The sequence below is a fragment of the Photobacterium malacitanum genome (assembly GCF_900185615.1).
Taxonomy (GTDB): domain Bacteria; phylum Pseudomonadota; class Gammaproteobacteria; order Enterobacterales; family Vibrionaceae; genus Photobacterium; species Photobacterium malacitanum.
In genome coordinates this window covers 1-9,865 of record NZ_FYAK01000021.1, presented here as the reverse complement: position 1 = coordinate 9,865, position 9,865 = coordinate 1, and the positions used below count along the sequence as shown (strand labels likewise).

Here is a 9,865-nt window from a genome sequence, read left to right as displayed (position 1 = left end):
AGATACAACAAAGGCCGCCTAAGCGACCTCTTATTGTAGTTCGTGACACACACTTTATATTATAAAAATGACAACTAAATCGGATTAGCTAAATATGGTTTGTCTTGCTTAACATATGGCTTAAATTCCGCATGTGTTAAGACTCTTTTATCTAATTCTTTTTTAGCTCTTGGACCTGTATGTTCTCTTAGGTACTCTCGGTTATTAATCGACTGCGATTTTCCTACCAATTCAAGATGACGATTTAACTCATAATCTTCTGAAAAATTTACATGTTCGGAATCTTTCATAATAAAGCCAACAAATAGAATGCAGTGCAACATTACACCTACTATAGATGTATGGGGTGAAATATACATTTCAAGGTGTTCTTTATGCTCCTTATGTTAAAAACGCCACTTAGCTCTCAAAACAATATGATACATTTTAAAAAATCAGACCTATTTAATGCGATCCGATTCATGGTTATATCCAGATACAAAAATACCGTCGCTAAGGACGGTATTTTTGTATCTCATCAATGTTACTAGGCTGCTTCTTTTACAGTAGAACATTCGTAAGCATTTTCTACAATGATTTCACAACTAGTAAAAATCGCAATTGGTCTAACAGCTTTACCTTGTTTTTCCAATCTAACAAAACCTTTTGTAGCTAATTTTTTTAGCGTCTCTGAAAGGTTTGTTTTTTGACGTCCCGTAAGTTCAGCTAGTTCAGTAATTGTTTCAGGTCTGTATTCATCAATAATTTGCAGTAATCTTTGGTTTTCATCACAAAAAAGTTGAGCTACAGCATTAAGCGAAGTGAACCATACTTTTGGCTCGTCAGATGCAGGCTTATATTCACCTTTTACTATAGCAATAGTACGCTTGCGTAGCATTTCTTCAGACATTACACCAATACGTGCTTTCATATTTTAAACCCTATATACGTGAGTTATGATAGCTAAGATTTCTTTTTTCTAAGTGGCTCTAACACTTCATCTACTGAAGCAAAAAAATCTTCTATCAACTTTGCTGGAGATTCAAATTCATACGGAATACCCTTATCTGAAGGGTGTCGATGTTTATGATCGTATGATTTTTTAACCCCTGTGATCTTATGACGTTTAGTTGCCTTTACCTGATGAGCATTATCATAGCCCATGATGCGTTTATTATGATTATTGTGCAGTGTGAGCCGATAAGATAAGCCATGTGGGCGATCTTTATTTTTCTCAATTTTCCATGCTTCAATTCGCCAATAATAACCATCAGGGTCATCATGGTGACATTCAGTCCCGTGAAGCTCAAGTAGCATGTCTAACCCTACTAAATCTGGCTCGTCCATTTTTATTCTCTAGAAAACATGAGGAAATAGTTACATCCAATAACCATAGTTATACCCAGAGTATAACTATGGTCCGTTTATACGTAAAGGAGGATCGGTAATTTTTCCAATATGATTAACAACTAAAATAATTAAAAGACATATTTATCTTCCAAACAGCCCTATTTAACTTAATGGATCTAACGCGCACTACGTGATCATCGTTCAGGGTAAATAGGCAGGATAAGCAGTGTTTTGATAGGTTTTGTTCATAATTAACATGAGATAAGTGACGTTGTTATTTTGTTAACCGTGTTATTGAAATCAAAAACACCACTTACACATAAGATTTAATGCTAAGCGTCCATTTAATGACATTGAACCCAATTTTTTTTTCTCTTTAACGACCGTTGAATCTTTTTATTTTTAATAAGGGCAGAAATAGCTCTTGTGAACTCAGACTGAGATAAACCGAGTTTATCTTGAAGCTTTGGATTCAACGGCCTTTCAGTTCTAAGCGCATCAAAAATTCGCTTAGTATTCGAGGTGGTATTATGCTCTATCACCTTCTCTGTATCGTTACAGATTCGATATTTGGCACTATCCAAATTACACTGAAATTTAAACGCACTAATTAAATTTTTATCCTTTGTATAAAGCTCAAACACACATCTCTTTACTTCATTTTTCGGCAACGTACTTAACACTCTAGAAAGATGGGCCACGATATAAAAATCAGCTTGATTTGCCCCTGTCGGATAACCAGAAAGAAGAATGAAATGATGATCCTGACAAACGTGTTTAATTCGTTTGGCATCTGCTTTTGAAAAGACATACACCTTATCGCCAGCGGATAATTGAATGTCGTCAATTGCTTTCAATCCAACATTCTCTGCATCTACAAACTTTATCTTCATTTACAGCCTGTCTTGTTAAATTTCCCTTTTAAAATTTTAGACTGCAAATACCAGGAGGCCAGCTCTGCTGGTTTCCTGGTATTAAAGTCCGACAAGCAAAGCGCGTCAGTATTTGTTAAACCTGAACATTCAGGCCCATTCATTAAATCTGCATACCCCCATAAAAATTTGCTCAACGAGATATAAACTCTCCCGCGCAAAGCGCGATGAGAGTCGAGTTTTATATCTCATCTCTCAAATTTGGCTCAACGCTTTGAGCCGCTATGCCCCATTTTAAGGGACATAGCGGCTCTCATATAATTCAATGACTTATATAATTTCGCGCAAACAAATCTACGCAAGGTCAAAAAACATACAATTTTTATATTCCACAACGCTCACATAAAACGTACACTAATTTTGTTTACCGTCCGAGTCCTACGGCTCAATGGACAAAACCACATCCTACGATGTGTGAAATACCATACCGAGAACGGTTAGTTCAAACCCTGAAATATGGGCAATGTCGAGAACGACTCTAGTTCAAACCCTGAAACATGGGCGATGCCGAGAACGGCTCTAGTTCAAACCCTGAAACATGGGCAATGTCGAGAACGACTCTAGTTCAAACCCTGAAACATGGGCGATGCCAAGAACGGCTCTAGTTCTTGTTAGCTGCATTAAAGCTAGGAGTGAACAGTCAAATCCTGAGAGAAATCTCGAAAGTGGCGAACAGGCATTCAGTTGTCGCTGCCTTATTTATTAAGGTTGTATGTTCTTACAAGGAAAGTAAAACATGGAAAATTTTGATGTTAACACTGAACTTTCAGCGTTACGTAAGCAGACAATAGCGATAAGAAAACGGTGTTATAGCCAACGAAAATCGCGGTTAGATAAATTCAAATATGAATTATTATCGTTGCATCAATCAGGCGCAACGATTGCAGAATTACAACGATTTCTACGGAATAATCGTATTAAAGTTGTACATTCAACTGTCTATCGCTGGATAGAAAAACATGGCTAAATTTGCAACCGGTGATCTTAAATCAATTGCAGACAGGCAAGCTGCTAACATTATGATGCAGATACAAGGTTCTATTCTTAAAAGCGTTGGAACTGTTCGTAATTATGAGTCGTCTTTATCAAAAGTCGCACAATATGCAAAGACTAATCTCAACTGTGGTTTAAAAGATCTAACAACAAAACAAGTCCATCAATATCTCACAGATAGAGCCCTTGAAGTTGGACAAAAAACCTTAGATATGGAACGACAAGCACTTCAAACAATGATGCACCATGTTACCCATACCTTACCTAAAGATAGCACTTTAACCGTTATACCATCCGAACACTCTCAAATTTTAAATTCCAGATCCTATACCACAGAGCAAGTTAATTTAATTACTCAAGCTCAGACTGATAAAAATAGTCTTTCAACAGAAATTGCTTATGCCGCAGGACTGCGTGCTCATGAATTAATTACATTGCAACCAATTAACGAACAACCTCCTAGTGATCGGCCTGCGTTAGATGAAAAGTTTTTAGGTCGTGATGGTGTTCATTATACGGTCAATGGGAAAGGTGGATTAATACGAGAAGTATTAATCCCTCATGCTTTATCTGTGCGTCTTGAGGATAAACGATTAGAAACACCACTCACTGTTACAGATCGAGGAATACATTACACACAACATTACGCAATTGGCTTTGGTAAAAATTGGAGTAACTCGGTATCAGCTGCATCCATTAGAACACTCAATTGGAGTACAGGAGCACATGGATTAAGACACACTTACGCCCAAGAGAGAATGAATGAATTACAAAGCGTAATGAGTCGAAGTCATGCATTAGAAGTCGTATCACAAGAAATGGGACACTTTAGACCAGAAATCACAGAGGTATATCTACGATGATAACTCAAGAAGAATTAGAGATATTGCACGAAAAAACAAGAAAATCCGAACAAGAAAGAAAACAAAGATGGATAAAAACCGCACCAATAGAAGAATTAAGATCTGAACTTAAAATGTTAATAAGAGATCTGGAATCATTAACTCAACAAAGAGATAACTACGAAATTGCATACAAAGAGGAAGAAAAAGAAAAACTTCGCTTTATGAATCAATGTCATGACCTGAAATATACTTTAGACCATATTGAGCCTATTCAAGAATGTTCTAAATGCGCTGATACACTAAAACAATATAATTTAATTAGAACGGCCTTTGATCGTAAAAAGAATGATCATAAAGCAATAACAACATTCTTAACGAAACATCAAATACAGCTAGAAGGGAAACCGCTTTCCTTAACAAAAATAATAAAATTAGGTAATCACCTTCAAAAAACTAACGAAAGTAAGTAACTTCTCTTGGAAAACTCAGCTCTTAGATCTAACAACGAGAACAGAGTAAACGCTGTTTTCTTAAAGCGACTGCTTTTTTATTTTGTTAACGTTGAACAAAAAGCGAAGATGTTGATTCGGGGTGAGAGAGGGAGATTAGGAATCCCTCGAAAAGCAGCAGCTTTCCTTAGTCCATATAAGAACTAAAGAATGCCGCTTTTCGAGTACGTCTGATTCGGTAATGAGCCGAGTAAAGACCTTTGCACCCCTGAAGCCTACAACCATGCAGCTTCAGTGACCAGAACACCCCTATGGTTTGGAGTCAATCACTCGTCTGGTCGGTCACCATGTCGCCCACAACTGAGATAACCTTCTAGGGTCAGTGCTCTATAAGTTGTTCGCATCAGTGACAGCGTTACTTGAGTTTGGTGTGTTGATTGAGATCCCTTATCGCCAGTGACGGTCGAATCAGGGGCTTCCCTCCTTCTCACCTTCAATCAATTTGCCGAAACATTACCTACGCCTTTAACAGGGTCGCTCACTTCATCGAGTGGCTGTGAAGCTGACTCTCAGTGCTAGCACGAATGATTACAGTCGTAGTGGGTATAAACAAATTGACGAGATGTCGAGGGAATACTTGCAGTTCTAATATGATGTAGCTATCATGATAGGACTTAACGAGCTTCGAAAATCGTTTTAAGTATTCCGAATAAACCTAGCCTGCAAGCTAGGTTTTTTCACATCTGGGCATTAGGTTACGGCTAATCGCTTAAGATCGCAATGATTAAAATACCGTAAAAATACGATGTATCAATTGTTATTCATTGTTTGATTTTTCCATTACTGCACAGAAAAAGACGCACAGATCGACTTTTTCCTATCATTGGTATAAAAGTGAAACACACTTTCATTTCTATCAAGCCACCTCAACACCATACAATTAAAACTTAATAATAATTATATAATTCAGCATGTTATATTAAATTTAAGTTATAAAAAACAATGTAATAACTTCAAGACGGCTAGTTTTTACATTCAAAAATAAACAAGTACATACTAAAGATATGTACTTTTAGTGTGTACTTTTAGTAATCGTTTTACAATATTCAATAAATAACTCACGACTTGATCGGCTTTCCTTTATCTCCATAGCTTTCTTAATAACAGCTAGCTCATACGGATTAATTTTCATAGAGTGAATACCACAACGGTTATCAGACATATTATCGGTATGTTCGTTAATATAAGCACTAAGCTCAACGCCTTCAGCTAAATCAATAATAGTTTTCTCTGCTTTCCAGTGCTCAGCATATTTAGCTCGTAATTGCTTTTGATATTCACGAGTCTTCTTCTGTTGTTTAGCTATGACAGCTGAATGGGTTGTTAATGGTTCTCGTTCTTCTGATTGTATAGCTTTCTTTTTAAGCAAGCTCATAGTACGGCCTCATGTAAAAATGTTGATATTTCAGAACGAGTTCGTGCTGTATTTCGCTGCTCTGAAAAATCTTCAAGCATTGGCATAACCCACTTAAGAGATGAAAGCCCTAACTCTTTAAGTGTTGATCTTCGTTCAGAAAGTGATTTGCTATTAACTCTTGTTTTAGTAAATACAAAACGAGTTTTATCTTTAAGACCTAATTCATCAAGTTTAGCTACAAGAAAAGGAATTTCTTTAAGATCATTTTTACCCGTATTTAACGGTACGATTATCAAGGATTTTACGTCTACAGCTGCTTGAAGTAATTCAACGTTATCAGAAGTGAATGCTCCTGCTGTATCGTAAACAAAATAATCAGCATTTTCGTTTTCAATAAGTGTTACATGTTGTTGTTGATCGGTATTATCCACATTAACTGAATAGCCTAATCTCTGTAGTTCTTGAGCGGTATACTCACAAAGAGTGGATTTAGAAACTCCACCTTTACTATTGAAAAATATGATATGCACGTTTTTTAACCTTTTTCATTCAAAACACTAGAAGTATGTACTTATAGTACAACCATTACTGAATTAAAAAAAGAATAAAAGCTAAAAACCCCCTCTGGTAGGTATTAATTTAACATCACGTATATTTGTCCAGATACAACAAAGGCCGCCTAAGCGACCTCTTAAATTGTTAGTATTTAACATCACAAATTTTATGTGCATCAACAAAACTATTTTTATAAATCAATAGAATAAATTTATAGTGTTCCCCGTACCCTCGAGGATGAACCGCTAATGTTAACCCCAAAAGGGGTTAATATGTTAACCCCTTTTGGGGGGTTAATATGTTAACCCCCTTTTGGGGGTTAATATGTTAACCCCCTTTTGGGGGTTAATATGTTAACCCCCTTTTGGGGGTTAATATGTTAACCCCCTTTTGGGGGTTAATATGTTAACGGGGTTAACGCTAGTGCTCCCATTACCCATCATTACTTTATCACTTGAACATCCTTGATTAATATTAACGACTGATCCTGCATTTTGTTCAATACATTTTGCTAATGCATCAATAAGGTTGATATCTTTTGGTGTTACTTTAAAGAAATTCATTCAACACAATCCATGTAATAAAGATAATCTCTATGGTATGAATTTTTTACTGTAAAGCATTTAGCTAATAGGCTCTATTTAAAAGTATGCATCTAAAGCGATCCGATACACCGTAACGTCCATATACAAAAAGACCGCCTCGATGGGCGGTCATTTAACAGTAAATCTATTTATGCGTACTAACAAGTGAAGATATTTAAAAATGGGAAAGACAAGTGAATTGGATTAATATTATTTGGGATAGTACAGATTGATTAACCTTTCTTTCTCTAAATTAAACTCTGCATCAAAATCTATTTTGATATCTGTGTTTAATTGTAAATCGTGTAACGCTTTAACCAAAACCCATGATTTATAATGAATAAATGGATTCAGACCAATAATATTACCAGCAGTATCGTTGATAACTGATTTTATTTTTAATATCTCATTTATGTTTTTTTTTGCTTCTGATTCATCCCAGTTTGAAATAAACAACAAAAGGGCGGCTAAAGCTATCAATGGATTATTTTCTCTCACCCTACTAATAGAACTTCCAAGTAACTTCTTTAATCGAGGGTTAGAATCTCTAATGATTAATGCTATACGTGTTGCTCGAATATATTCTTCAGCAAGAATAGTTCTATCAAATGTAGTAACACCAGAATCTTTTCGAATAATACTTATGCTTTTCTTAGTTACACCCTTTAATCTAATGTCATATAACTCTTTGTTTTCTGAGGTATCTATTTTTAAGAATGGAAATTTAAAATATAATGATTGATATACTTCATTATCAATATCGAACCACTCATTTTCAGATTCTTTTATATCGAAAACATATGCGTTTTTATTTCTTTTATTTCTAATCAATGAAGCTTTGGCAATATTAAGAATATGCGGATTAAGATTAAATATAAACGCACCTTGCTTTCTTAAATCTAAAAACCATTGTCTCATATTCCTTATGTCCTGCTGAGAGAATATTTTGCCTTCTATTCCTGCGCAAACCATAAATCCAATTAACCCAGTGACTTCAGTGCCTGAGCGCATGAAATTTACGCGTCCATCGTTAGACACTGAATTTATTTTATCAATACCTGTATAGAAATCACAAAATTGAAGGTGTGTGTCGTTTCCTTGATTATCACGAAAAGCAAAATGTGCTTGTTTTACGACCTTTCCTGTTAATTGTGAACTTCCTTCTGAAACATAATGACCACCTGTTACATTGCATATAGGACATTCTATATCTGCTTTAATAAACTCTTTAAAGCTTAACTTTTGATTTTCATTACTATCAAAAAAAAGACTTTTTAATTGTCTAGCATCAAGCTCACGCTTAAATTTTCTAGAGTAAATAGTTATTGTCATTATGAATCTCAATATATTAGTTTACAAAATTATTTGTAGTCTTATTGTGGCCTAAAAAAACAGTGTCTTTATCAGTATGAATCGAACACAAACTGATACCGAATAACGTCTAAATACAAATAAACCACCTATCTGGACGGTCTTTTAATACTATGTTTATTATCAATATTGAACGCTAAACTCTTTTCGTCCGCCGCCAATGTTATCCATCCATGATAATACGAATTGTTCTCTAACTTCCCTATGACCTAGTGAAGTTGTTGCATGTAATTTAACAGATTCAGAACTATCAAGATTGCATGGGAAATACTCTTCAATATTTGATTGAATTACAAAATTAGCTCCCTCACCAAAATCAATTCTTACATTCCTAGCTTGAGAAGATCCTGTATTCGTAATAACTAACTGTTTACCATTACCATAAGTTACAAATCGAGCAGTAAACTCTGCCTTTTCTTTATTCATTTCACGCTCTTTTGCATTCTTTAAATCTAGAGCTGTAAGTTCCTTTTGCAATGAACCTAATTCTCTCGCTAAGCCTTTCTGTTTATTATGAACTTTTATGCTTTGCCACAAAGAAAAACCTGCTAAAAAAACAGTTACAATAGCGCATATATTATTAATTGTTATCTCCACTTATACCTCTTCATTTCTTTGTAAATCTAATGTGTTTATTTTCTTTAAACGCATGTTCAAATGATTGAGAAAAAGAGTTAGTTACCTCATTAAATAATTTAGCTTCATACTCTTCCATAAAATCATTAAAATTTTCTTTATGACCACATTTTTTACATATCATAAACTTTTGCTGCTCATCAGTATGAACAGGTTGAGCGGCACAAATAGGACACTTTGGTTGTAATTCTTCTTCTGAACAAATCATAATCATCTCGATTTAATAAGCAACTATAGCCATAATGATTATATGGTTAACTTAGTAAAACTAAGAAGCAAAAAAACGTTAAATTATGTAATATGTTGAATATTATGTAATCCGATACGCGATAACGTCCAGATGAAACAAAGGTCGCCATTAGCGACCTTATGCCTTAGATTTAAAATAAATCTAAATTTAGGCAAAACCCCTAGAAATAGATTTATTTTAAATCTGTCCGTTTTCATCAATCCATCTTGCCATAAATCACTTATCAATCTGATATGACCAAAATATCCGTCAAATAGCCTCTAAAAACGATTTTAAGACCACAAAGACTAATCATTCAGCTCGTAGTATGACTTTGAGTTAGAAACGGCTGTATTTAACAGTATCCATCTAATGCGATCCGATACGTGGTAACGTCTAGATACAACAAAGGCCGCCTAAGCGACCTCTTATTGTAGTTCGTGACACACACTTTATATTATAAAAATGACAACTAAATCGGATTAGCTAAATATGGTTTGTCTTGCTTAACATATGGCTTAAATT

General features: G+C 35.0%; 13 protein-coding genes. 3 read left to right on the top strand and 10 right to left on the bottom strand.

The window, feature by feature from the left end; genetic code table 11:
• Positions 1 to 74: 74 nt before the first annotated feature.
• The 4 genes from PMAL9190_RS19525 to PMAL9190_RS19510 form a co-directional block, all read right to left on the bottom strand.
• Positions 75 to 290 (bottom strand): hypothetical protein, encoded by a 216-nt coding sequence (locus PMAL9190_RS19525; RefSeq protein ID WP_087846940.1) that lies wholly within the window; start codon positions 288 to 290, stop codon positions 75 to 77.
• 236 nt (positions 291 to 526) lie between these two features.
• Entirely contained in the window at positions 527 to 910 is a 384-nt protein-coding gene (locus PMAL9190_RS19520) for an HVO_A0114 family putative DNA-binding protein (protein ID WP_087846938.1), read from the bottom strand.
• 32 nt (positions 911 to 942) lie between these two features.
• A complete protein-coding gene (locus tag PMAL9190_RS19515) occupies positions 943 to 1,326 on the bottom strand; it encodes a toxin-antitoxin system TumE family protein (protein WP_087846937.1) in 384 nt (127 codons plus the stop codon).
• Positions 1,327 to 1,673: 347 nt separating this feature from the next.
• On the bottom strand, positions 1,674 to 2,222 hold the full coding sequence (locus tag PMAL9190_RS19510; RefSeq protein ID WP_087846935.1) for a hypothetical protein: 549 nt from the start codon (positions 2,220 to 2,222) through the stop codon (positions 1,674 to 1,676).
• Between the two features lie 775 nt (positions 2,223 to 2,997).
• On the opposite strand from PMAL9190_RS19510, the gene PMAL9190_RS19505 reads away from it, so the two are divergent.
• From PMAL9190_RS19505 to PMAL9190_RS19495, 3 genes are read left to right on the top strand one after another with little or no spacing between them, the layout of a single operon-like run.
• Positions 2,998 to 3,228: a hypothetical protein gene (locus PMAL9190_RS19505; RefSeq protein WP_087846933.1), complete on the top strand. Its 231-nt coding sequence runs from the start codon at positions 2,998 to 3,000 to the stop codon at positions 3,226 to 3,228.
• Positions 3,221 to 4,117 (top strand): site-specific integrase, encoded by an 897-nt coding sequence (locus tag PMAL9190_RS19500; RefSeq protein ID WP_087846931.1) that lies wholly within the window; start codon positions 3,221 to 3,223, stop codon positions 4,115 to 4,117. Before PMAL9190_RS19505 ends, PMAL9190_RS19500 begins: the two co-directional genes overlap by 8 nt.
• Positions 4,114 to 4,569: a hypothetical protein gene (locus PMAL9190_RS19495; RefSeq protein ID WP_087846929.1), complete on the top strand. Its 456-nt coding sequence runs from the start codon at positions 4,114 to 4,116 to the stop codon at positions 4,567 to 4,569. The genes PMAL9190_RS19500 and PMAL9190_RS19495 overlap by 4 nt, the downstream gene beginning before the upstream one ends.
• 1,051 nt (positions 4,570 to 5,620) lie before the next feature.
• Here PMAL9190_RS19495 and PMAL9190_RS19490 read toward each other — a convergent pair.
• The 6 genes from PMAL9190_RS19490 to PMAL9190_RS19465 all read right to left on the bottom strand — a co-directional run bounded on the left by PMAL9190_RS19490 (position 5,621) and on the right by PMAL9190_RS19465 (position 9,319).
• Positions 5,621 to 5,983: a hypothetical protein gene (locus PMAL9190_RS19490; RefSeq protein WP_087846928.1), complete on the bottom strand. Its 363-nt coding sequence runs from the start codon at positions 5,981 to 5,983 to the stop codon at positions 5,621 to 5,623.
• Positions 5,980 to 6,495 (bottom strand): ParA family protein, encoded by a 516-nt coding sequence (locus PMAL9190_RS19485; RefSeq protein ID WP_045040930.1) that lies wholly within the window; start codon positions 6,493 to 6,495, stop codon positions 5,980 to 5,982. The genes PMAL9190_RS19490 and PMAL9190_RS19485 overlap by 4 nt, the downstream gene beginning before the upstream one ends.
• Before the next feature lie 396 nt (positions 6,496 to 6,891).
• Positions 6,892 to 7,083 (bottom strand): hypothetical protein, encoded by a 192-nt coding sequence (locus PMAL9190_RS19480; RefSeq protein ID WP_087846926.1) that lies wholly within the window; start codon positions 7,081 to 7,083, stop codon positions 6,892 to 6,894.
• Between the two features lie 231 nt (positions 7,084 to 7,314).
• Entirely contained in the window at positions 7,315 to 8,436 is a 1,122-nt protein-coding gene (locus PMAL9190_RS19475) for a hypothetical protein (RefSeq protein ID WP_087846925.1), read from the bottom strand.
• Between the two features lie 162 nt (positions 8,437 to 8,598).
• Positions 8,599 to 9,072 carry a hypothetical protein gene (locus tag PMAL9190_RS19470; RefSeq protein WP_087846924.1) on the bottom strand — a complete coding sequence of 158 codons (474 nt, stop codon included), beginning with the start codon at positions 9,070 to 9,072 and terminating at the stop codon, positions 8,599 to 8,601.
• A gap of 10 nt (positions 9,073 to 9,082) precedes the next feature.
• A complete protein-coding gene (locus tag PMAL9190_RS19465) occupies positions 9,083 to 9,319 on the bottom strand; it encodes a hypothetical protein (RefSeq protein WP_087846923.1) in 237 nt (78 codons plus the stop codon).
• Positions 9,320 to 9,865: the final 546 nt, after the last annotated feature.

What these genes read in the sequence shown, in the direction of transcription:
- PMAL9190_RS19495 (WP_087846929.1), top strand. Translation starts at nt 4,114, where the DNA reads ATGATAACTCAAGAAGAATTAGAGATATTGCACGAAAAAACAAGAAAA.
- PMAL9190_RS19500 (WP_087846931.1), top strand. Translation starts at nt 3,221, where the DNA reads ATGGCTAAATTTGCAACCGGTGATCTTAAATCAATTGCAGACAGGCAA.
- PMAL9190_RS19480 (WP_087846926.1), bottom strand. Translation starts at nt 7,083, where the DNA reads ATGAATTTCTTTAAAGTAACACCAAAAGATATCAACCTTATTGATGCA.
- PMAL9190_RS19505 (WP_087846933.1), top strand. Translation starts at nt 2,998, where the DNA reads ATGGAAAATTTTGATGTTAACACTGAACTTTCAGCGTTACGTAAGCAG.
- PMAL9190_RS19520 (WP_087846938.1), bottom strand. Translation starts at nt 910, where the DNA reads ATGAAAGCACGTATTGGTGTAATGTCTGAAGAAATGCTACGCAAGCGT.
- PMAL9190_RS19475 (WP_087846925.1), bottom strand. Translation starts at nt 8,436, where the DNA reads ATGACAATAACTATTTACTCTAGAAAATTTAAGCGTGAGCTTGATGCT.
- PMAL9190_RS19525 (WP_087846940.1), bottom strand. Translation starts at nt 290, where the DNA reads ATGAAAGATTCCGAACATGTAAATTTTTCAGAAGATTATGAGTTAAAT.
- PMAL9190_RS19515 (WP_087846937.1), bottom strand. Translation starts at nt 1,326, where the DNA reads ATGGACGAGCCAGATTTAGTAGGGTTAGACATGCTACTTGAGCTTCAC.
- PMAL9190_RS19465 (WP_087846923.1), bottom strand. Translation starts at nt 9,319, where the DNA reads ATGATTTGTTCAGAAGAAGAATTACAACCAAAGTGTCCTATTTGTGCC.
- PMAL9190_RS19490 (WP_087846928.1), bottom strand. Translation starts at nt 5,983, where the DNA reads ATGAGCTTGCTTAAAAAGAAAGCTATACAATCAGAAGAACGAGAACCA.
- PMAL9190_RS19510 (WP_087846935.1), bottom strand. Translation starts at nt 2,222, where the DNA reads ATGAAGATAAAGTTTGTAGATGCAGAGAATGTTGGATTGAAAGCAATT.